Genomic DNA, 20,628 nt, shown 5'->3' on the forward strand with positions numbered 1-20,628 from the left:
GGTGTGAAGGTCAGGCGAAAAGATCAGGCGAAGCCGTGCTGCTTGAGAAAGGCCTCGTCGAGCTTCGGCGCGTCGCCGCCGCCGATCAGCCGTTCGACGTAGCGCGCAATCACGTCCACCTCGATGTTCACCGCATCGCCTGCACGCTTCGCGTGGAAGGTGGTGCGCTCGACGGTGTGCGGAATCAGGTTGACCCCGAAGCGGTTGCCGCCCACTTCGTTCACGGTGAGGCTGGTGCCGTCGATGCACACCGAGCCTTTCGCGGCGATGTAGCGCACCAGGCTGGCCGGCACCTCGAACGTCCAGCGCTGCGAGCGGCCGTCCGGCGTCACCGACGCCACCTTGCCTAGCCCGTCGACATGGCCGGAAACAAGATGGCCGCCCAGGCGGTCGGCCAGGCGCAGCGCCTTCTCCAGGTTCACCGGGTCGCCGGCCTTGAGTCCGCCCAGCGTGGTGAGCGACAGCGTTTCGTTGGAAACGTCGGCGGCGAAGCCGCGCGCCTCCAGCGCCACCGCGGTGAGGCACACGCCGGAGACGGCGATGGAATCGCCGAGCTGCACGTCGGCAAGATCGAGGTCGGCGGTGTCGACGTGCAGGCGCAGATCGCCGCCGCGCGGTTCGAGCCGGTTGACGCGGCCCACGGTCTGGATGATGCCGGTGAACATCAGCGCAGCCTCCCGGGAAAGGCCGCCACGGCATGGAATACAAGCAGGATCATGAAACGTTCTCCATGGAAACGAGCGAGAACGCCCCAAGGCATGAGGCCGCCGCACGGCAGGGCCGCGCGTCGAACCGTCTTCTTTCATCCGGACTGTGAGGAAGCGGTCGCCCGTTTCCAACCGTCGGCTCCGGCATTCGACCGGATCTGCTGACCCCGCGGAATCTGAAAAGTCCGCACATGGATGCGCGGTTTTCTGCGAGGGACTCGCATGACTCCGTGGGCGCTCGCGGGCTCGCCCCGAAAGGCCTACCGCCGGTGGGGAATTCCACCCCGCCCTGAAGACGCTTGCCGGCAAACCGGCTCGCGCAGCTTACCACGCCTGCATCGCGCCACTCCCCGGCCCGGCATCCGCCAGCGCGCTGCGGCATCATGGAGACCCACGCCAAGGAGGTTCCCATGCGCACGTATCGATACGGCTGGCTGCTGTCGCTCGTCGTCTTGCTGGCCAGTTCCTGGCTAGCGACCGCGCATGCCGACGACCCGCCGCCCAGCGTCTACACCGGCACACTGGGCAAGCAGGCCATCGTGCTGGAACTCACGCCCGGCGAGGGCGCCATCACGGCCGGCCGCTATTTCTACGTGCGCCACCATCGCGACATCGCCTTGTCGGGCAAGACGGCCAGCGACGGCCACCTGCAACTGCGCGAAGGCTGGGATGACGATGCCAGCGGCCCGCTCGTCACGCTGGAGCGGCAAGCCGGCGGCGGCTGGCGCGGCAACTGGCAGGACGCCAAGGGCAAGGCCCTGCCCATCGTGCTCGCGCCGGCCAAGGTCGCGCCACCCGCCGCCGATGCACCGCCCTGGCTCAGGCAGCTCTACGCCAGCGATCGCTACGGCTACCTGCGCCTGGCCGGCCTCAAGCCGCAGGCCGGCAAGCGCGAAACCTTCATGGGCCACACCTTGCAATGGTGGCGCGTGCCTGACGCCGGCATCGCGTTCTTCAAGATCCTGGACGGCTATCCGCCAACCGAGCTCGCGCGCATCAACCAAGTGCTGATGGATCGGATGTGGCAGGAAACCGGCAGCTACTACGACTGCCTGTTCAACCATTTCAACGAGGGCGACTACGAGCAGACGGTGACGCCGCGCCTGCTCACGGCAAACCTCGTCAGCGTCAGCGTGTTCACCAGTTACTACTGTGGCGGCGCCCACCCGGACTTCGGCGATGCGGCAATCAACCTCGACGCGCACACCGCGCAACCGCTGACGCTGGAAGACCTCCTGTGGGTGGGCAAGGGCAAGCCGCTGCACTACTTCACGGATGCCGACGACAACCCGCAACCCGGTTCGGCCAGCTTCGACGCATGGTCGGACTACCGCGGACAGGCTCTCGCGCCCTGGCTGGTACGGCAATGGCAACGGATCTACCCGCAAGAGATGAAATCGACGGGAAGCGAGGACGACTGCGGCTACGACGACCCCAGCGTGTGGCAGTTCGTGAGCTGGCACATGACGCCCAGGGGCTTGTTCATCGGCCCCTCCTTCGCCCGCGTGGCCCGCGCCTGCGAGGCCAACGACGACTGGTCGGTGCTTCCGTGGGCGGCGGTGCGCAAGCATCCGGGGCGGCTGGGCTTGCTGCCGTAGCGTCTCCGGGCTACGCGACGGGCCGCAGGCGCAGGCGCAGATCCGGCCCCAGCATGCGCTGGTCGATCAGCTGCAATTGCCAGCGCGCGGCCATCTCCGCCAGCGGGGGTAGCCGCAGCAACGGACGGGCGCTATCGCCCAGCAGCAAGGGCGCCACGTACAGCAGCAACTCATCGACCAGGCCGGCGGCGAACAGCGCGCCGCACAGGGCGGGGCCCGCTTCGACGTGCAGTTCATTGACGTCGCGTGCGGCCAGCAGCGCCAGCACCGCGTGCAAATCCAGCGCGCCTCCCTGCTCCGTCACCACGGCGCGTTCGACCTGCGTGAAACGGGCATCGGTCGTGGCTGCCTGCTCGCCATGCAGCAGCAGCGTGGGTACGGAGCCATCCAGCACATGGCTGCCGGCGGGGGTGCGCAACTGGCGATCAAGCACCACGCGCAACGGCGGCGGCGCTCCGCCGAAAGTCGGGATCCAGCGATTCTCGTCCAGCGCGGCGCCAGTGGCACTGGATTCCAGCTTTCGCTGGAATGACGGGGCATGCGAGGCATCGTCGCCCAGCCGCACGGTGAGCCGGGGGTCGTCCGCCAGCACGGTGCCGCTGCCGGTGAGGATGGCCGAGCTGCGCGCACGCCAGCGCTGCACGTCGGCGCGCGCGGCTTCGCCGGTGATCCACTTCGACTCGCCGTCGGCCAGCGCGGTGCGGCCGTCCAGGCTCATCGCCAGCTTCACCCGCACGAACGGGCGTCCGCGCTCGATGCGGCTGAAGAAGCCGATGTTGAGTTCGCGCGCCTCGTCGCGCAGCAGGCCGGTATCCACGGCGATGCCGGCGGCGCGAAGCTTCCCGATGCCACGACCCGCCACCTGCGGGAATGGATCCTCCGCCGCGACCACCACGCGCGCCACGCCGGCGGCGACCAGCGCATCGGCACACGGCGGCGTGCGGCCGTGATGCGCGCAGGGTTCCAGCGTCACGTAAGCGGTGGCGCCGCGCGCGCGTTCACCGGCCGCGCGCAGCGCATGCACTTCGGCGTGCGGCTCGCCCGCGCGCTGGTGCCAGCCGCTGCCGACCACCTCGTCGCCATGCACGATCACGCAGCCCACGCGCGGGTTGGGTTGCGTGGTGTTGAGGCCGCGTTCGGCAAGACGCAACGCCTGCGCCATGTGCTGGTGGTCGACGGCGGTGAAGGTCATGCTGGTCTTCCTCTCCCCTCCGGGGAGAGGACTGAGGTGAGGGGATGGGGCTGGCGATAGTGTCGCATCGACGTGCGCTTCGAATGCTGGTCGAGGCAAGATTGGCCCCTCACCCCGGCCCTCTCCCCGGAGGGGAGAGGGAGAAAGCGCTCAGCCCTTGCGGGAACGGCGCGGCCCCACGCCTTCGCCGCTGCCCAGCAGCGACAGCTGCAGCTTCTCCAGTTCGGGCAGGTCGTGTTCCAGCCGCGCGATTTCCTCGAGGAAGGCCTGCACGTCCTCGAACTTGCGGTAGACCGAGGCGAAGCGCACGTAGGCCACCTGGTCGAGCTTCTTCAGTTCGCGCATCACCAGCTCGCCGACCTGGCGCGAGGGCACCTCGCGCTCGCCGCTGCGGCGCAGGTCGTTGACGATTTCGCGCACCGCGCTGTCCACGTCGTGGCTGGCCACCGGGCGCTTCTGCAGCGCGCGCTCGAAGCTCACCCTGAGCTTGCGCTCGTCGAAAGCCTCGCGCCGCTCGCCGCTCTTCACGATGGCTGGCAGCTTCAGCTCCGCCGTCTCGAAGGTGTTGAAGCGCTCGCCGCACTGCGGGCACTCGCGGCGACGGCGCACGGTGGCACCGTCCTCGGTGAGCCGCGAGTCGATCACGCGGGTGTCTTCGTGCTGGCAGAAGGGGCAGTGCATGCTTTAAAGCGTGTAAGGCAGACAAGCCTTCGGCCGGTAATCGTTATCCAAGGTTCCACCGTCGCACGACCAGGACCAATTATCGGTGTAACCCACCCGTTGCGGCTTGAGTACCAGCGTCTTGCCGGCAAGACGCCCCTGATCGGTGTCGAACTGCAGGGTCAGCTGCCCGTCCGAAAACTCCACGTCGAACGCCACTGCACCGGCAACCATGTGCGATTCCGCGTGCATGTCGTAGACGCTGTCCGGCCACGCCTTGTTGTCCTCGTGATACGCCACGGCCTTCTGCTCGATCACGGCGGCGGCTTTGATCGCCAGCTCGACATGGACTTTCGCCTGCGACGTGACCGCCATTCGGTGCATGAAGTAAATCACCAAGACGCCGCCAAGAATGACCACGACCAGCATTTCCATGCCTGAACGTCCACGCATTCCCTTACGCCTGTTCATAAATCGCTATTCCTTTTGAGGGTTCAGCCGTAGACAGGATACTTCTTGCACTGCGCCTCGACCTTGCCGCGCACGGCGGCGATCACCGCCTCGTCGTTCGGCGCGTCGAGCACGTCGCAGATCCAGTTGGCGAGGTCGACGCAGTCGGCCTCCAGGTAGCCGCGGGTGGTGACGGCGGGCGTACCCACGCGCAGGCCCGAGGTGACGAAGGGCTTCTGCGGGTCGTTCGGCACGGCGTTCTTGTTGACCGTGATGTGGGCCTTGCCCAGCGCCGCTTCCGCGTCCTTGCCGGTGACGCCCTTGCCGATCATGTCGATCAGCATCAGGTGGTTCTCGGTGCCGCCGGAAACGATCTTGTAGCCGCGCGCGATGATGGTCTTCGCCATCGCCTTGGCGTTCTTCACCACTTGCGCCTGGTAGTCCTTGAAGGCCGGCTCCAGCGCTTCCTTGAAGGCCACCGCCTTGGCGGCGATCACGTGCATCAGCGGGCCGCCCTGGATGCCGGGGAACACGATGGACTGCAGCTTCTTCTCGATCTCCTCGGCTCCCTCACCCATACCCTGCCTGCTGGCGACGATGATGCCGCCGCGCGGGCCGCGCAGGGTCTTGTGGGTGGTGGAGGTGACCACGTGCGCGTGCGGCAGCGGGCTTGGGTAGACGCCCGCGGCAACGAGACCGGCGACGTGGGCCATGTCCACGAACAGGTACGCGCCGACCTTGTCGGCGATGGCGCGGAAGCGCGCCCAGTCCATCACCTGCGAATAGGCGCTGAAGCCGGCCACGATCATCTTCGGCTTGTGCTCGACGGCGAGGCGCTCGACCTCGTCCATGTCGACGATGCCGTTGGCGTCCACGCCGTACTGCACGGCGTTGAGGATCTTGCCCGACAGGTTGACCTTGGCGCCGTGGGTGAGGTGGCCGCCGTGCGCCAGGCTCATGCCGAGGATGGTGTCGCCCGGCTGCAGCAGCGCGAAGTACACCGCCTGGTTGGCCTGCGAACCGGAGTGCGGCTGCACGTTGGCGTAGTCGGCGCCGAACAGCTGCTTCACACGCTCGATGGCCAGCTTCTCGGCCACGTCCACGTACTCGCAGCCGCCGTAGTAGCGCTTGCCCGGATAGCCCTCGGCGTACTTGTTGGTGAGCTTGGAACCCTGCGCTTCCATCACCCGCGGGCTGGCGTAGTTCTCGGAGGCGATCAGCTCGACGTGATCCTCCTGGCGGCGACCTTCATCGGCGATGGCCTGGGCCAGTTCGGAGTCGTAACCGGCGATGGTGCAGTCCTTCGGGAACATTCGAACCTCGTGAACGCGGGGATGGGAAAGGGGCCACCCATGATAGCGCAGCCGGTGCGCCGGGCCGCGAATGGCCGTCCGGACGCGTTTATTGCTTGACGAACAGCCCCACGGTCAACGCGATGCCAATGCACACCACGACCACGCGCAATGCCTTCTCGTTGACCCGGCGCAGCAGGAAGGCACCGATCTGCCCGCCGACGATGGCTGGCACCGCCACGCAGGCAATCAGCAGCCACGGCAGCACATGTGCCTGCGCCAGGAAGATCACCACCGCCGCCGCGTTCATCACGGCGGCCAGCACGTTCTTGGTGGCGCCGGCCACGCGCACGCCCAGCCCCGCCGCGGTCAGCGCCGCCAGCATCAGGATGCCGATGCCGGCGCCGAAATAGCCGCCGTAGACGGCGATGCCGGCCTGCGCCGCCAGCGCCGCCTTTCGGCCCAGCGCCGGCGGATCGCCTTCCTTGCGCGGCGTGCGGAAGAAACTGCCCCAGGCGAACACCACGGTGGCGAACAGCACCAGGAACGGCACCAGCCGGGTGAACACGCTGACTGGCGTCACCAGCAGCAGCACCGCGCCCGCCGCACCGCCGGCCAGGCTGACCCAGAACAGCGTGCGGAAGGACAGGCCCTCGGCGCCGGAAACCTGCCTGCGCCCCGCCAGGCCAGTGGTCACCTGCCCCGGAAACAGCGCGATGGTCGAGGCGATGTTCGCCGCGCGCGGGTCGAGGCCGGCGAACAGCAGCGCCGGGAAGGTCATGAACGAGCCCCCGCCCGCCAGCGCGTTCTGCACGCCGGCGGCGAACGAGATGAGGATGAGCACGGACAGCGACCAGGTGGCGTGCATAGTCAACGGATCCGGAGTGGCGTGAAAGGGGCGGATACCCCGCTTCGCCCGTCATCCCGGCGAAGGCCGGGATCCAGTGCCGGTGCTTCGCGCAATGCACAGGCGTTGGATTCCCGCCTGCGCGGGAAGACGATGCGAAGCCGCCATTCTGCCAGCCCGCCATGGCGGGGAAACGCCCTATCGGCGATAATTGGCGGTCTTTGATTCCCTTACCTGTGCCCGGCCGCTGCGGCGGCCAGCGGATCGCCTTCAGGAGCACGCATGCAATACATCTACACCATGAACGGGGTGAGCAAGATCGTTCCCCCGAAGCGCCAGATCATCAAGGACATCTCGCTGTCGTTCTTCCCCGGCGCGAAGATCGGCCTGCTCGGCGTCAATGGCGCGGGCAAGTCCACCGTGCTGAAGATCATGGCCGGCGTGGATACCGACTTCCAGGGCGAGGCGCGGGCGCAACCCGGCACCAAGGTCGGCTACCTGGCGCAGGAACCGGATCTGAACCCGGAAAAGACCGTGCGCGAAGTGGTCGAGGAAGGCGTGTCGGTGATCCTCGACGCGCAGAAGCGGCTGGAAGAGGTCTACGCCGCCTACGCCGAGGAAGGCGCCGATTTCGACGCGCTGGCCAAGGAGCAGGAACAGTTGGAAGGCATCCTGGCCGCGAACGACGCCCACGCGCTGGAGCGCCAGCTCGAAGTGGCCGCCGACGCGCTGCGCCTGCCGGCCTGGGATGCCAAGGTCGGCCCGCTGTCCGGCGGCGAGAAGCGCCGCGTGGCGCTGTGCCGCCTGCTGCTGTCCAAGCCCGACATGCTGCTGCTGGACGAACCCACCAACCATCTCGACGCCGAGTCCGTCGACTGGCTGGAGCAGTTCCTGCACGACTACCCCGGCACCGTGGTGGCGGTCACCCATGACCGCTACTTCCTCGACAACGCCGCCGAGTGGATCCTCGAGCTCGACCGCGGCCGCGGCATCCCGTGGAAGGGCAACTACACCGAGTGGCTGGAGCAGAAGGACGCGCGCCTGAAGCAGGAAGCCAACCAGGAGAAGTCGCGCCAGAAGGCGATCGAGAAGGAGCTGGAGTGGGTGCGCTCGGCCGCCAAGGGCCGCCAGTCCAAGGGCAAGGCGCGTCTGGCCCGTTTCGAGGAACTGAACTCGGTCGACTACCAGCGCCGCAACGAGACCAACGAGATCTTCATCCCGCCGGGCGAGCGCCTGGGCCAGGAAGTGATCGAGTTCAAGAATGTCACCAAGTCGTTCGGCGACCGCATGCTGATCGAGGATCTGTCGTTCAAGGTGCCGCCGGGCGCGATCATCGGCGTGATCGGCCCCAACGGCGCCGGCAAATCCACCCTGATGAAGATGATCATGGGCAAGGAGTCGCCGGACTCGGGCGAGGTGAAGCTGGGCCACACCACCAAGCTGGCCTACGTCGACCAGTCGCGCGACGCGCTCGACCCGAAGAACAACGTGTGGCAGGAAGTCTCCGGCGGTTCGGACATCCTCACCATCGGCAACTTCGAAATCCAGTCGCGCGCCTACATCGGCCGCTTCAATTTCAAGGGCACCGACCAGCAGAAGATCGTCGGCAGCCTGTCCGGCGGCGAACGCGGCCGCCTGCACATGGCCAAGACCCTGCTTCAGGGTGGCAACGTGCTGCTGCTCGACGAACCGTCGAACGACCTCGACGTGGAAACCCTGCGCGCGCTGGAAGACGCGCTGCTGGAATTTCCCGGCAGCGCGATCGTGATCTCGCATGACCGCTGGTTCCTCGACCGCATCGCCACGCACATCATCGCGTTCGAAGGCGACTCGCACGTGGAGTTCTTCCCCGGCAACTACAACGAGTACGAAGCCGACAAGAAGCGCCGCCTGGGCGACGAAGCGGCCAGGCCGCATCGGGTGAAGTACAAGAAGCTCGCCTGAGCCGCGCACTTCCCCCTCTCCCCTCCTGGGAGAGGGCTGGGGTGAGGGGCCAAGGCTGGCCCCTGTCCTCATCAGAACCACGTTCCAGACAGCCCACATCGCAAGACTGTCCCCTCACCCCAACCCACTCCCCGGAGGGGAGAGGGAGCAAAAGCGGCGACGAGGAGTTCCCCGTGCACTTCATGCAATCCCTGCAAGCCGCATGGCAGCGCAACCGCTCCCTCGTCTGCGTCGGCCTCGACCCCGAACCTGCGAAATTCCCCACGCATCTGCAGAGCCGCCCCGACGCGGTGTTCGAGTTCTGCCGCGCCATCGTCGACGCCACCGCCGACCTTGTCTGCACCTTCAAGCCGCAGATCGCCCACTTCGCCGCGCTGCGTGCCGAGGAAGCGCTGGAACGGCTGATCGCGCATATCCACGACAGGCACCCCGGCGTGCCGGTGATCCTTGACGCCAAGCGCGGCGACATCGGCAGCACCGCGCAGCACTACGCCAGCGAGGCGTTCGAGCGCTACCGGGCGGATGCGGTGACCTTGAATCCGTACCTGGGCCGCGATTCGATCCAGCCCTTCCTCGACCGCGCCGACAAGGGCGTGATCCTGCTCTGCCGCACATCCAACCCCGGCGGCGCCGACTTCCAGGCGCTGGACTGCGGCGGCGCCCCGCTCTACCTGCGCGTGGCCGAGACCATCGCCCGCGACTGGAACACGCACGGCAACTGCGCGCTGGTCACCGGCGCCACCTGGCCGGAGGAACTGGGCAAGGTGCGCGCCGTGGTCGGCGGCATGCCGTTGCTGGTGCCTGGCATCGGCGCACAAGGCGGCGACGTGGAAGCCGTGCTCAGGCATGGCCTCACTGCCGACGGCAACGGCCTGATGATCAGTTCCTCGCGCGCCATCCTCTATGCCGGCAGCGGCGAGGACTTCGCGCAGGCCGCGCGCGTCGCTGCGCAGGATCTGCGCGACACCATCAATCGCCATCGCCCCTGATCGTTGCGCGTGGAGCGCGGCATGCAGAACACGCAGCTCGGCCACCGCGCGCACCAGCCCACGCCCACGACGCACGCGCTCTGCCTGCTTGCGCACGACGTGCGGCGGCCCGCCAACGTGGGCAGCCTGTTCCGCCTCGCCGACGCGCTGGGCATCGAGAAGATCATCCTCACCGGCCATTCCTGCTCGCCGGCACACCCGAAGGCGCGCAAGGCCGCACGCACCACCGAGCAGCGCATGCCCTTCGTGCAGGCCGACGATCCGCTGCCGGTCGTGGCAGCGCTGAAACGGGCCGGCTATCGGGTCGTCAGCCTGGAAATCAGCTCCACCAGCATCGACCTCGCCGAACTCCCCGTCGCGCCGGGCGAGCGCATCTGCCTGATCCTCGGCAACGAGAGCGCCGGCATCTGCCAGCCGCTGCTGGACGCCTCCGACGCCACCGTGCACATCCCCATGTGCGGCGGAAACTCTTCGATGAACGTGGCCAGCGCCTGCGCCATCGCGGCCTACGTCATCGCGGGCAAGCTGGCTTAGGGAAGCTCTGATTTTGTTCGTCATCCCAGCGAAAGCTGGGATCCAGTGCCTTCAAGCGATCGAACACAAAGGCGCTGGATTCCTGCTTTCGCAGGAATGACGAGCAAGAAGCTGGTTGTTCAGACCATCATTGGCGTGCTTTGGCGCCCCGCGCCCCGCCCCTTACAATGGCCGTTTGGCCCCCTGAACCGCGCGCCGCCATCGGCACGCCATCGCGAGTCCCCATGGAAAAGAGCTTCGAACCCGCCCAGATCGAATCGACGTGGTACGCCCGCTGGGAAGCCGGCGGCGCGTTCAGGCCGTCGGGCCAGGGCGAGCCCTACTGCATCCTGCTGCCGCCGCCCAACGTCACCGGCACGCTGCACATGGGCCACGCGTTCCAGCAGACCGTGATGGACATGCTGGTGCGCTACCAGCGCATGCGCGGCATGAACGTGCTGTGGCAGGTGGGCACCGACCACGCGGGCATCGCCACCCAGAAGATCGTGGAGAACCAGCTCGCCGCCGAGGGCAAGACGCGCCATGACTTGGGCCGCGAGCCGTTCGTGGAGCGCGTGTGGCAGTGGAAGGAGGAATCCGGCTCCACCATCACCAACCAGATGCGCCGCATCGGCGCCGCCGCCGACTGGTCGCGCGAGCGCTTCACCATGGACGAGGGTCTTTCCGCCGCGGTGCGCAAGGTGTTCGTGGAGTGGTACCGCGCGGGCCTGATCTACCGCGGCAACCGCCTGGTGAACTGGGATCCGGCGCTGGGCACGGCCGTTTCCGATCTTGAGGTGAACAACGTCGAGCGCGACGGCCACATGTGGTCGATCCGCTACCCGGTCGCCGGCAGCGACGAGTCGCTGGTGGTGGCCACCACCCGCCCGGAAACCATGCTGGGCGACGTCGCCGTGGCGGTGCATCCGGAGGACGAGCGCTATGCGCACCTCATCGGCAGAATGCTCGCGCTGCCGCTGTCGAACCGCCAGATCCCGGTGATCGCCGACGACTACGTCGACCGCGAGTTCGGCACCGGCTGTGTGAAGATTACCCCCGCGCACGACTTCAACGACTACGCCATCGGCCAGCGCCACAAGCTCGCGCCGATCACGATCTTCACGCTTGACGCCAAGGTCAACGAGAACGCGCCGGAAGCCTACCGCGGCCTCGACCGCTACGAAGCTCGTAAACGAGTACTCGCCAACCTCGAAGCCGCCGGCCTGCTGGTCGAGACCAAGGCGCACAAGCTGCAGGTGCCGGTGAGCCAGCGCTCGGACGCGGTGATCGAGCCCATGCTCACCGACCAGTGGTTCGTCGATCTCACCTCGGACGTCCAAACGGATGGCCGTCCGGGCGGCCGCAAGGCGATCACCGAACCCGCGCTCGACGCCGTGCGCTCGGGCGACATCAAGTTCGTGCCCGAGAACTGGAGCACCACCTACACGCAGTGGCTGGACAACATCCAGGACTGGTGCATCAGCCGCCAGCTCTGGTGGGGCCATCGCATCCCGGCGTGGTACGACGAGGCCGGCAACATCTTCGTGGGCGAGGACGAGGCCGACGCGCGCACGCATGCGCAGGTCGCGCCGGTGGGCGCGCTGAAGCAGGACGAGGACGTGCTCGACACCTGGTTCAGCTCCGCGCTGTGGCCATTCTCCACTCTGGGCTGGCCGCTGGACGGCCCGGTGAAGGACGCGCATGGCAACGTGGTCGCCGACTGGTCGCGCGACCGCATCTACCTGCCCAGCGCGGTGCTGGTCACCGGCTTCGACATCATCTTCTTCTGGGTCGCCCGCATGGTGATGGCGACCAAGTACTTCACCGGCCAGGTGCCGTTCCGCGAGGTGTACATCAACGCCATCGTGCGCGACGCCGAAGGCCAGAAGATGTCCAAGTCCAAGGGCAACACGCTGGATCCGCTGGACTTGATCGATGGCATCGAACTGGAACCGCTGGTGGCCAAATCCACCAAGTCGCTGCTGATCCCGCAGGTGCGCGAAAAGGTGGAGAAGCGCATCCGCAAGGAATACCCCGAGGGCATCAAGGCCATCGGCACCGACGCGCTGCGCTTCACCTTCGCCGCGCTGGCCAGCTACAGCCGCACCATCAACTTCGACCTGAAGCGCGCCGAGGGCTACAAGGCGTTCTGCAACAAGCTGTGGAACGCGGCGCGCTTCGTGCTGATGAACGTTTCGCCTCTCCCTGCGGGAGAGGGTGGCGCGGATGCGCCGGGAGAGGGTTCGGGCGGAGCGCAATCTTCCGGCACGACCGTACCCTCACCCCAACCCCTCTCCCAGTGGGAGAGGGGCTCGGTTCCGACAACCGAGGCAGAGCGCTGGATCCTCACGCGCCTCGGGCAAACGCTGGCCGAGGTGGAGCAGCATTTCGTTTCGTACCGCTTCGATCACCTGGCGCAGGCGCTGTACGAGTTCGTGTGGAACGAGTACTGCGACTGGTTCCTGGAGTTGTCGAAGCCTGCGTTGAATGGCGACGACGCGCAGGCCGCCGCGTCCACGCGCCGCACGCTGCTGGTGGTGCTCGAAGCGGTGCTGCGCGCGCTGCACCCGGTGATCCCGTTCATCACCGAGGAGATCTACCAGGAGGTTTCACGTGTACTGGTGCGCTCCTCCATGAGCGCAAAGAACAACCCGGCATCCCTGCCGGACTCTTCAACAAAGAGCATTCTCCAGACCACGTACCCGCAGGCCGCCGACTTCGCATCCGATGACGCCGCCACCGCCGAGATCGAGTGGTTCAAGGCGGTGCTCTCCGGCATCCGCAAAATCCGCTCGGAGATGAACATCGCGCCGGGCAAGACCATCCCCCTGCTGCTCGCCGGCGGTGAGGCAACGGATCGCGCGCGTACCGCGAAGTTCGCCGCGCAGATCGCCTTCCTCGCCCGCACCGAAACGCCCGCGTGGATCGAGCCTGGCGCGGCGGAACCCGCCACCGCTGCTGCCGTGGTCGGCTCGCTGCGCGTGCTGATCCCGCTGGCCGGCCTGATCGACCTCGGCGCCGAACAGGCGCGCCTCGCCAAGGAAATCGCCAGGATCGAAGGCGAGATCAAGAAGTGCGAGGGCAAGCTCGGCAACGCGAACTTCGTCGCCAACGCCCCGGCGGAAGTGGTGGCGCAAGAGCGCCAGCGCATCGTGGACTGGAACACCCAGCTCACGGCATTGCGCGAGCAAGCGGCGAAGCTCGCCGGCTGAGCCTTTCTCCCCTCTCCCGCCATGCGGGCACGCGGGGAGGCGCCATGGATGGCGCCGGCTCTGGGGAGCGAGAAGAGGTGCTGAGGGAGAGGGGCTCTGGTCGCGATGAGTGCAGGCAGCCCAGGCCGCCCATTGCACCAACAACAGGCAACCCTTGCACCAGCCTCGCTCCTTTGGGTGGCGTTTGGCCGTCCAAACGGCCGTTCCATGCGCCTCGCACGGCTGGCATGCATCCTGCTGAATGGCTTTCGGACCTTCCGCCGGAGCAAGCGCATGCAGTGGATCACTGCCGTCATCAAACCGTTCAAGCTGGACGAAGTGCGCGAAGCGCTGGCCGAGGCCGGCGTGCACGGCATGACCGTCACCGAGGTCAAGGGCTTCGGCCGCCAGCACGGCCACACCGAGCTGTACCGCGGCGCGGAGTACGTGGTGGATTTCCTGCCCAAGATCAAGATCGAGGTGGCGGTGTCGGACGGGCAGCTCGACCGCGTGCTCGAAGCCATCGCCGCAGCCGCACGCACTGGCAAGGTGGGCGACGGCAAGATCTTCGTGCATCCGCTGGAACAGGCGATCCGCATCCGCACGCAGGAGGTGGACGATGACGCGCTCTGAAGCAAGGCGGCACGTTCGCCGGCTCGCGGCGCTGTGCGCGGCCGGCCTGTTCGCTGCGCCGGCCCTGGCCCAGGGTGCGCCGCGCGTCGACAGCGGCGACACCGCGTGGATGCTCGTCTCGTCCATGCTGGTGCTGATGATGACGATACCCGGCGCAGCGCTGTTCTACGGCGGCATGGTGCGCGCGAAAAATCTGCTCTCGGTGCTGATGCAGTGCTTCGCCATCACCGCACTGGTGACCGTGCTGTGGGTGGTCTACGGCTACTCGCTGGCCTTCAGCACCGCCGGCATGCACGCCGGCACCACCAGCTGGCATTCCATCGTCGGCGGGCTGGATCGCGCGATGCTGGCCGGGCTCACGCCCGACGCGCGCTACCAGACCGTGCCGGAAAGCGTGTTCGTGATGTTCCAGCTCACCTTCGCGATCATCACGCCCGCGCTCATCATCGGCGCCTTCGCCGAGCGCATGAAGTTCAGCGCCATGCTGTTGTTCAGCGGCCTGTGGCTCACTTTCGCCTACCTGCCGATGGCGCACATGGTGTGGAGCGGCCCCGGCTCGCTGCTGGGTGACATGGGCGTGCTCGACTTCGCCGGCGGCACCGTGGTGCACATCAACGCCGGCATCGCCGGCCTGGTCGCCTGCCTGGTGATCGGCAAGCGCCGCGGCTGGCCGCACACGCACATGCCGCCGCACAACCTCGGCTACACCGTGATCGGCGCCAGCCTGCTGTGGCTGGGCTGGTTCGGCTTCAACGCCGGCTCGGCGGCGGCCGCCAACGGCAGCGCGGGCATGGCGATGCTGGTGACGCAGATCGCCGCCGCCGCCGCCGCGATCGGCTGGACGGCGGTGGAATGGGCCATCCACAAGCGCGCCAGCGTGCTCGGCATCGTTTCGGGCGCGGTGGCCGGGCTGGTCGCGGTGACGCCCGCCGCCGGCACCTGCGGCCCCGGCGGCGCGTTGCTGATCGGCTTCGCCGCCGGCGCCATCTGCTTCTTCACCGCCACCCGGCTCAAGCACCGCCTGGGCTATGACGACACGCTGGACGTGTTCGGCGTGCACGCCATCGCCGGCATCGTCGGCGCCCTGCTCACCGGCCCGTTCGCCGCACCGAAACTCGGCGGCTTCGGCACCGTGACGGCGCCGCTTCTGCAATTGTGGATACAGGCCAAGGGCGTGGGCTTCACCATCGTGTGGAGCGCCGCGCTGAGCTGGGCGATCCTGAAACTCGTCGACCGCATGGTCGGCCTGCGCGTGGACGCGGAGCAGGAGCAGATGGGCCTGGATCTCGCCGAGCACGAGGAGCGGGCGTACAACTTGAGTTAGGCCGCTCAGGAGGCGACATCGTGAGCATGGACATCCGGCAAGACGATCTTTCCTCGACCGAAGTTCGGCTGCTTGTTGCGGAGCATCTCTCCGGCATGCACGGCAACTCCCCGCCCGGCCACGTGCATGCCCTTGCCATGGATGGCCTTCGCTCGCCGCAGGTCACCTTCTGGGTGGCGCGGACAGACGGCGTTCCGTGCGGCTGCGGGGCGCTGAAAGAATTGGACTCCCGTACCGGCGAGGTCAAATCCATGCGCACGCGCGCCGGATTTCTTCGCCGCGGCATCGGACAGGCGATCCTCGACGAAATCATCCGCACCGCCCGCCAACGCGGGTACTCGCGTCTTCTTCTGGAGACCGGCACGGGCAAGGCCTTTGAGCCCGCGCATGCGCTCTATCGGCGCAATGGCTTCGAGTGGTGCGGCTGTTTCGGCGAGTACACGGCTACGGACTTCAATGTGTTCATGGCCAAGACTCTTGCGTAGGCCCGCCACGGTCTGACAATCCAGGCCTGCGTTGCCTCTCGGCGCGGGTCAATACAGGCGCTAGGCGCAGACACGAAGGCTGGACGACGGCATTTCAGAAGCCGTCGCCCAGCGCCAGGTCGCCCTGCGACTGCGCCGTCGTCGCGGCACGGACTTTTGAATACGCCAGCAATTCGCCAAGCCGCGCCCCGCTCTGCCGCCAGTCGTGGAAGATCGACTCGCCGACCAGCGCGTAATGCCATGGCAGGCCGCTGCGCAACTCCGGCGGCAGCGCATTGATGCGCTCGCACCAGGCCGCTGCGGCCTTGCGCTTGCGCTCACGCATGCCGACCTACGGCTGCTGCGTCAGCACGCCGCGTATCGCGTTCACCGCCCACACCTGTGGCGAACAGTCTTCGACGTCGGCACGGGCATCAATGGCTTGCCGCTCACTCGGGGTCAGGCGTAACTGGAACTGCACCTTGGGCCGATCGTCGGGCGATTCGTCCTGGACGACGATCGGCACGTCGCTCCGGCCTGCTGCCGCTCTCGCCAGCTCGGCGTCCACGGCGGCCTTGATCGCCGCACCCGGCTTCAACGACCGCGCCGCGCAGTACGCGAGCCACGCAGGCTTCGACTCACCCAGGTAGACATTCAAAGCGACTGAGGAACCGGCCACACAACCTCCCAACAGAGTCCCAACGCGCGCAGTATGCGCATAAAGCGTGGCGTCAGCCTATCCTGCACTAGCTCTACTCCGACGGACGTTCCTTCCGCTAGCGGAAGGTTTTGCCCCTGAGAGCACGGCACGCCGATGCAAAAAGGCCGCCCATCGGCGGCCTTCGGTGCATGCCCGTAAGACAACATCAGCGCAGCCCAACCACCATGCGGCACACGTCACCGCAGATGGCAGGAACGTCGTGCAGCTAAGAGAGCGGCTCGCTAAGGACGATCTTCACGGCCTCGTCGATGGTCAGCTCGCCACGGATCACCCGCTCCTGCAACGCGTAGAAGTCCGCCTGCGGCTCCCAGCCTTCGAGCTTCACGATGCTGATGCCTTGACGGAAGGCTTCCCTGAGTCGCGCTTGCTCGGCGGGATCATTCATAGCCATTTGCCGCTGAAAGACAACAACTCAATCAGGCCTTAGTAAGTTCTGCATCAACCTCGGCCAGCAGTTTCTCAAGCTGTCGAGGCATGGGGGATTCAACATAGCTTTGTGCAATTTGAAATGGATCGAGCATAAGCGCTGCGTTCCCCAGCCGAGAAAACTGTCCGACTACATATCGCGCAAAGTAGCGGGAGCCGTGGATCTCGTTCACATACCAGCAGCCACCGTACTTCTGCGCAAAGTATTCGCCGATGAAGTAGCCCATTCGCATGATCAGCCACGACCTGTCCTGATCGTCCGCTACGACTACATCCTTCAACGCACGATCTAGATTGGGTGCAAATTGAACAGCATGCTTAAGCACTTCATGCGCTGGGCTAATCCCCATCTTTTCGACAAATTCCACAATACTGGGGATAAGCGCTCGGTAGAACTCGTCAAAACCTGCTTTACGCCTTTCCAGTAGTGAATTTTCTTCCAACACCATTTTCATTCCTCAGTGATAGATCACGTACGGGATATTCTTGTTCGTCAAATACTGGCCGAGTTCTGGAGACGGCGGAGCGTCCAAGAAAATCCAGTTCGGTTGGTAACCCGGTACGTTCGTCTGCAGCCAACTGTCCTTGAGAACCTGCTGCTGTATCTGATTACCAAGCGGAACAAATTGTTGCGTCGGTTGCCCGTTAACGGTTGTCCACTGCTGATAGGTCTTCACTTCATTCGCAAGGGTTCCGCCGTCTGAAGTGTCTACGGGCGCATCAACATATCGACCGCCTGAGCCGGTGATTGTCTCACCATTGAAGTCACCAGCATCGATGCTGAAATATTGCTGCCCTGTAGAACCGTACAGTTCCTGTACGTACTGCTCGCCGGCTTGCCAACGATCAGCACCCGACATGTTCCTAATCTGCGACAAGGTATTTGTCGTCGGTGTATACGTCAGAAGCAGCGGCTGATCAGCAGTCGCATTTGCCGCCGTATCTACGGCTCCCGCGTTTGGAACCACCTCGACCAACGACCCAGCCCACTCCACTGTACCAGCAGCCTCGACAACCTCACCCACCTTCGCCGCATCGCCCGGGCCACCAGCCGCCATCGTAACGATATTGAAGCCCGCCAGACCGACAGCCTTGGCTTTGTCACCCTGATTCCAATAGCCCCGGACGTCTGCCGTCGCAGCATTGACGACCGGCTGGGCCAGTGTCCACGCCGCTTGCGGGTTGACCTGTGCCGCCAGACCTATCGCATCCAGCGTCGCGACCGTTCCCGCCACCGTCCTCACGCGCTGCAAGTTGGCCTGCGGATCCATCGCCCAACTGTAGGGGCTGGCCAGATGGGCCGCGCCGTTGGCCAGCGACACAATGCCCGAGGCCATCTTGTAGGCACCAATCGCGGCGCCCTCGCCCACGCCGATGGTGTCGGCGATCTGGTGTGCCACGAAGCCCGTCACCGGGTTCTGGCTGTCGCCATAGGCGGTGATGTTACTGCGCAGCTGATCCACGGACTGCTCTGCCTGCTGCTCCTTTTGACCGAACCACTGCCCCACCTTGCCTGCCAGTTGTTCACCTTGCTGGTACTGGTTCGCCAGCGTGGCGTACAGCGAAGCGGGCGGCATAGCCGATGCGGATCCACTCAACGCGATGCTGCCCGTGTCGATGGGCGCGAGGTCGGGGGTTCTACCCCGAAATCACGGACGGTTGTGAAAGGGTGGAAAACTTCAGATCCTGCCTTGCCTGCCTGCGCCGCATCCTCGAATTGTGGAACCGCTCAATGTATTCGAACACATCGGCTCTTGCTGCATCGAGCGTCGGGTACCTCATGCGGTAGATGCGCTCACGCTTGAGCTGGCCGAAGAAGCCCTCGCAAGCCGCATTGTCCCCGCAATGGCCGACCGCGCTCATCGAGCACACCAACGCATTGGCCACCAGATAGTCCTGGTAGTCGCCGCTGCGGAACTGGCTGCCGCGATCCGAATGCAGGATCACCGGCTCGCCTCCCTGGCGCTGCCATACCGCCATCTGCACGGCCCGGATCACCATCTGCCGGTCTTGCCGATGATGCATCGACCCACCCACGACCCGGTGGTCGAACAGATCCAGCACGATGCACAGATACAGCTTGCCTTCGTCGGTCTTGATCTCGGTGATGTCGGTGACCCACTTGGTCTCCGGCTCCAGTGCGGTGAAGTCCCGTTCCAGCCTGTTGCGCACGCCCGGTGGGGCCAGCCCCGGTTGACCCCGCTGGCCGCGCCGCTTCTTGCGTGGCCAACCCTGCAGGCCATCGGCCGCCATCAGGCGCGCGACCCGGTTCAGGCTGGCCGACTCGCCTTCCGCGGCCAGATCCTCATGCATCCGTCCCGCTCCCAGCACGCCACGGCTGTCCTCGTGCAGTTCACGGATACGGCCGAGCAGGCGATCGTTGTCGGCTTGGCGGGCACTGGGCGAGTGCTTGCTCCAATCGTAGTAGCCGCTGGTCGACACACGCAGACAGCGGCACATCAACCGAACCGGAAACTCGTCGCGGCAACGTTCGATCACCCGATACCTCAGGATGATCCCTTGGCAAAGAACGTCGCCGCTTCGCGCAAAAAATCCCGCTCCTTCTTCACGCGCGCCAGCTCGCGTTTCAGGTGCGCCAGCTCCTCGTCCCGGGGCGTCCCGGTTCCGCCGAAGGCCACCTTGCCCTGGCTCTGGGCTTCACGCTTCCAACGGGTCAGCAGGTTCTCCCCGATCCCCAGCTCGCGGGCCACCTGGGCACAACTGACACCCGGTTGGCGGGCCTGCTCAACCGCGCCGCGCTTGAACTCTGCACTAAACTTCCTTCGCTTCGACATGAACACTCCTCAGGGCCTCGATCGGCCTTCTCGTAAGTGTCCGTGAAATCGGGGGGGAACCCTCGCACTCAAATCATCGGCAAGAACCCTCACCTCCCCTTGCGGGGCTTCCAGGAACGATCCATCGAAGGACGCCGCGTTCACAAGCGAGCGATAGGAGCCCGCAAGATCGCCAGCGTAGCCGATAAGCTTGCCGGCCCCTTCCCCGGCGCCCCCCATGGCGAGGAACGACGCACCGGCTTCGCCTAGGCTACGCGCCTGCTCGTCGAGAGGACGGGCCATCCAGTTCGACATGGCGTTGACCGCATTTTCGTAGGTATCGATGGGTCGGCTATTAGCCAAAGCAACAAGACCCGACGCCACCTGCTCGGCCGACGCGCGATCCGTCAGCACGTCGTATGCGGTATATGCCGCGCTCTTGACACCATTGCCGCCGACCGTAAGCAGGTGGAGGGTATCCGCAGCCATATCGCCAAAGCTGAAGAAGCCGACGTTACCCGTGTTGCGGAGCTGATCGCCAACCTCGTCACTGGCCTGCTGATCATTGGCCACGGAAGCGGCATCGGCACTTAACGCGAAGGCTGTGGCTGTAACGGTAACCACCGGCGTGAAGGAATGAGCCCACTGGCCCACGTCCACGTTCCACTTGGCCAGTCCATCGACATCGGTAGGCGGTGCCGTGAAGTAGCCACTGACTTCAGACACACCGTTGTAGTAGTTGTTGCTGTTGGCCAGTTCTTGCGCGTACTTCGCCGGATCGGCTCTAAGTTCGGCTGTCGAATACGTCGGATATGTGGCGAGCGTTCCTGTTGCATTGCTCGCAGCAGCCGCCCCCTGCATCCCTGCATTCGGCAACATCATGCCGTACCCGGAACTCCCACT

The 20,628-nt window shown here is 65.9% G+C and carries 21 protein-coding genes and 1 riboswitch; of the genes, 8 read left to right on the top strand and 13 right to left on the bottom strand.

The genetic code is table 11. The features are described 5' to 3' along the window. Positions 1–23: 23 nt before the first annotated feature. A complete protein-coding gene (locus ACZ5Z2_RS13015) occupies positions 24–665 on the bottom strand; it encodes a riboflavin synthase (protein WP_464759016.1) in 642 nt (213 codons plus the stop codon). A 125-nt stretch (positions 666–790) separates the two neighbouring features. Next, positions 791–1,008, bottom strand: a riboswitch (FMN riboswitch). 109 nt (positions 1,009–1,117) lie between these two features. Here ACZ5Z2_RS13015 and ACZ5Z2_RS13020 point away from each other — a divergent pair. Beyond that, the gene (locus ACZ5Z2_RS13020) at positions 1,118–2,305 is read left to right on the top strand and encodes a hypothetical protein (RefSeq protein ID WP_464759017.1); all 1,188 of its coding nucleotides are present in this window, start codon (positions 1,118–1,120) and stop codon (positions 2,303–2,305) included. A gap of 10 nt (positions 2,306–2,315) precedes the next feature. Here ACZ5Z2_RS13020 and ribD read toward each other — a convergent pair whose 3' ends face one another. From ribD to ACZ5Z2_RS13045, 5 genes are all read right to left on the bottom strand, one after another. Further along, a complete protein-coding gene (gene ribD / locus ACZ5Z2_RS13025) occupies positions 2,316–3,497 on the bottom strand; it encodes a bifunctional diaminohydroxyphosphoribosylaminopyrimidine deaminase/5-amino-6-(5-phosphoribosylamino)uracil reductase RibD (RefSeq protein ID WP_464759018.1) in 1,182 nt (393 codons plus the stop codon). 150 nt (positions 3,498–3,647) lie between these two features. Beyond that, entirely contained in the window at positions 3,648–4,178 is a 531-nt protein-coding gene (gene nrdR, locus ACZ5Z2_RS13030; RefSeq protein ID WP_464759019.1) for a transcriptional regulator NrdR, read from the bottom strand. A gap of 3 nt (positions 4,179–4,181) precedes the next feature. Continuing rightward, on the bottom strand, positions 4,182–4,592 hold the full coding sequence (locus ACZ5Z2_RS13035) for a pilin (protein WP_464759020.1): 411 nt from the start codon (positions 4,590–4,592) through the stop codon (positions 4,182–4,184). Positions 4,593–4,651: 59 nt separating this feature from the next. After that, a complete protein-coding gene (glyA, locus tag ACZ5Z2_RS13040) occupies positions 4,652–5,920 on the bottom strand; it encodes a serine hydroxymethyltransferase (RefSeq protein ID WP_464759021.1) in 1,269 nt (422 codons plus the stop codon). An 88-nt stretch (positions 5,921–6,008) separates the two neighbouring features. After that, complete coding sequence (locus ACZ5Z2_RS13045) at positions 6,009–6,767, bottom strand: sulfite exporter TauE/SafE family protein (protein WP_464759022.1); 759 nt, start codon at positions 6,765–6,767, stop codon at positions 6,009–6,011. Between the two features lie 261 nt (positions 6,768–7,028). Between ACZ5Z2_RS13045 and ettA the strand changes: the two genes are divergently transcribed. From ettA to ACZ5Z2_RS13080, 7 genes are all read left to right on the top strand, one after another. After that, positions 7,029–8,690, top strand: a complete 1,662-nt coding sequence (gene ettA / locus ACZ5Z2_RS13050) for an energy-dependent translational throttle protein EttA (protein WP_464759023.1) — start codon at positions 7,029–7,031, stop codon at positions 8,688–8,690. Between the two features lie 173 nt (positions 8,691–8,863). After that, positions 8,864–9,679, top strand: coding sequence for an orotidine-5'-phosphate decarboxylase (pyrF, locus tag ACZ5Z2_RS13055; protein WP_464759024.1), 816 nt, complete (start codon positions 8,864–8,866; stop codon positions 9,677–9,679). 21 nt (positions 9,680–9,700) lie between these two features. Continuing rightward, complete coding sequence (locus ACZ5Z2_RS13060) at positions 9,701–10,213, top strand: TrmH family RNA methyltransferase (protein ID WP_464759025.1); 513 nt, start codon at positions 9,701–9,703, stop codon at positions 10,211–10,213. A gap of 224 nt (positions 10,214–10,437) precedes the next feature. Further along, positions 10,438–13,404, top strand: coding sequence for a valine--tRNA ligase (locus ACZ5Z2_RS13065; RefSeq protein ID WP_464759026.1), 2,967 nt, complete (start codon positions 10,438–10,440; stop codon positions 13,402–13,404). A 273-nt stretch (positions 13,405–13,677) separates the two neighbouring features. Further along, positions 13,678–14,016: a P-II family nitrogen regulator gene (locus ACZ5Z2_RS13070; RefSeq protein ID WP_464759027.1), complete on the top strand. Its 339-nt coding sequence runs from the start codon at positions 13,678–13,680 to the stop codon at positions 14,014–14,016. Then, entirely contained in the window at positions 14,003–15,340 is a 1,338-nt protein-coding gene (locus tag ACZ5Z2_RS13075) for an ammonium transporter (protein ID WP_464759028.1), read from the top strand. Before ACZ5Z2_RS13070 ends, ACZ5Z2_RS13075 begins: the two co-directional genes overlap by 14 nt. Before the next feature lie 26 nt (positions 15,341–15,366). Continuing rightward, entirely contained in the window at positions 15,367–15,825 is a 459-nt protein-coding gene (locus ACZ5Z2_RS13080; RefSeq protein WP_464761707.1) for a GNAT family N-acetyltransferase, read from the top strand. Between the two features lie 94 nt (positions 15,826–15,919). On the opposite strand, the gene ACZ5Z2_RS13085 is transcribed toward ACZ5Z2_RS13080, so the two are convergent. The 7 genes from ACZ5Z2_RS13085 to ACZ5Z2_RS13115 all read right to left on the bottom strand — a co-directional run bounded on the left by ACZ5Z2_RS13085 (position 15,920) and on the right by ACZ5Z2_RS13115 (position 20,607). Next, positions 15,920–16,150 (bottom strand): hypothetical protein, encoded by a 231-nt coding sequence (locus tag ACZ5Z2_RS13085; RefSeq protein WP_464759029.1) that lies wholly within the window; start codon positions 16,148–16,150, stop codon positions 15,920–15,922. A gap of 6 nt (positions 16,151–16,156) precedes the next feature. Further along, positions 16,157–16,462, bottom strand: a complete 306-nt coding sequence (locus ACZ5Z2_RS13090; RefSeq protein ID WP_464759030.1) for a hypothetical protein — start codon at positions 16,460–16,462, stop codon at positions 16,157–16,159. A 268-nt stretch (positions 16,463–16,730) separates the two neighbouring features. Continuing rightward, on the bottom strand, positions 16,731–16,910 hold the full coding sequence (locus ACZ5Z2_RS13095) for an antitoxin VbhA family protein (protein WP_464759031.1): 180 nt from the start codon (positions 16,908–16,910) through the stop codon (positions 16,731–16,733). Positions 16,911–16,941: 31 nt separating this feature from the next. After that, on the bottom strand, positions 16,942–17,406 hold the full coding sequence (locus tag ACZ5Z2_RS13100) for a hypothetical protein (RefSeq protein ID WP_464759032.1): 465 nt from the start codon (positions 17,404–17,406) through the stop codon (positions 16,942–16,944). 3 nt (positions 17,407–17,409) lie between these two features. Continuing rightward, the gene (locus ACZ5Z2_RS13105; RefSeq protein WP_464759033.1) at positions 17,410–18,528 is read right to left on the bottom strand and encodes a hypothetical protein; all 1,119 of its coding nucleotides are present in this window, start codon (positions 18,526–18,528) and stop codon (positions 17,410–17,412) included. A gap of 61 nt (positions 18,529–18,589) precedes the next feature. Next, positions 18,590–19,746 (bottom strand): IS3 family transposase gene (locus ACZ5Z2_RS13110; protein ID WP_464759034.1). Its coding sequence is split into 2 segments (ribosomal slippage): positions 18,590–19,506 and positions 19,506–19,746, totalling 1,158 coding nucleotides; the frame shifts between segments, so codons are not numbered across the junction. 9 nt (positions 19,747–19,755) lie between these two features. Continuing rightward, entirely contained in the window at positions 19,756–20,607 is an 852-nt protein-coding gene (locus ACZ5Z2_RS13115) for a hypothetical protein (protein ID WP_464759035.1), read from the bottom strand. Positions 20,608–20,628: the final 21 nt, after the last annotated feature.

This window comes from Rhodanobacter sp. G1 (assembly GCF_055397855.1).

What these genes read in the sequence shown, in the direction of transcription:
- ACZ5Z2_RS13015 (WP_464759016.1), bottom strand. Translation starts at nt 665, where the DNA reads ATGTTCACCGGCATCATCCAGACCGTGGGCCGCGTCAACCGGCTCGAA.
- ACZ5Z2_RS13020 (WP_464759017.1), top strand. Translation starts at nt 1,118, where the DNA reads ATGCGCACGTATCGATACGGCTGGCTGCTGTCGCTCGTCGTCTTGCTG.
- ribD (WP_464759018.1), bottom strand. Translation starts at nt 3,497, where the DNA reads ATGACCTTCACCGCCGTCGACCACCAGCACATGGCGCAGGCGTTGCGT.
- nrdR (WP_464759019.1), bottom strand. Translation starts at nt 4,178, where the DNA reads ATGCACTGCCCCTTCTGCCAGCACGAAGACACCCGCGTGATCGACTCG.
- ACZ5Z2_RS13035 (WP_464759020.1), bottom strand. Translation starts at nt 4,592, where the DNA reads ATGGAAATGCTGGTCGTGGTCATTCTTGGCGGCGTCTTGGTGATTTAC.
- glyA (WP_464759021.1), bottom strand. Translation starts at nt 5,920, where the DNA reads ATGTTCCCGAAGGACTGCACCATCGCCGGTTACGACTCCGAACTGGCC.
- ACZ5Z2_RS13045 (WP_464759022.1), bottom strand. Translation starts at nt 6,767, where the DNA reads ATGCACGCCACCTGGTCGCTGTCCGTGCTCATCCTCATCTCGTTCGCC.
- ettA (WP_464759023.1), top strand. Translation starts at nt 7,029, where the DNA reads ATGCAATACATCTACACCATGAACGGGGTGAGCAAGATCGTTCCCCCG.
- ACZ5Z2_RS13060 (WP_464759025.1), top strand. Translation starts at nt 9,701, where the DNA reads ATGCAGAACACGCAGCTCGGCCACCGCGCGCACCAGCCCACGCCCACG.
- ACZ5Z2_RS13065 (WP_464759026.1), top strand. Translation starts at nt 10,438, where the DNA reads ATGGAAAAGAGCTTCGAACCCGCCCAGATCGAATCGACGTGGTACGCC.
- ACZ5Z2_RS13070 (WP_464759027.1), top strand. Translation starts at nt 13,678, where the DNA reads ATGCAGTGGATCACTGCCGTCATCAAACCGTTCAAGCTGGACGAAGTG.
- ACZ5Z2_RS13075 (WP_464759028.1), top strand. Translation starts at nt 14,003, where the DNA reads ATGACGCGCTCTGAAGCAAGGCGGCACGTTCGCCGGCTCGCGGCGCTG.
- ACZ5Z2_RS13080 (WP_464761707.1), top strand. Translation starts at nt 15,367, where the DNA reads ATGGACATCCGGCAAGACGATCTTTCCTCGACCGAAGTTCGGCTGCTT.
- ACZ5Z2_RS13085 (WP_464759029.1), bottom strand. Translation starts at nt 16,150, where the DNA reads ATGCGTGAGCGCAAGCGCAAGGCCGCAGCGGCCTGGTGCGAGCGCATC.
- ACZ5Z2_RS13095 (WP_464759031.1), bottom strand. Translation starts at nt 16,910, where the DNA reads ATGAATGATCCCGCCGAGCAAGCGCGACTCAGGGAAGCCTTCCGTCAA.
- ACZ5Z2_RS13100 (WP_464759032.1), bottom strand. Translation starts at nt 17,406, where the DNA reads ATGAAAATGGTGTTGGAAGAAAATTCACTACTGGAAAGGCGTAAAGCA.
- ACZ5Z2_RS13105 (WP_464759033.1), bottom strand. Translation starts at nt 18,528, where the DNA reads ATGCCGCCCGCTTCGCTGTACGCCACGCTGGCGAACCAGTACCAGCAA.
- ACZ5Z2_RS13115 (WP_464759035.1), bottom strand. Translation starts at nt 20,607, where the DNA reads ATGATGTTGCCGAATGCAGGGATGCAGGGGGCGGCTGCTGCGAGCAAT.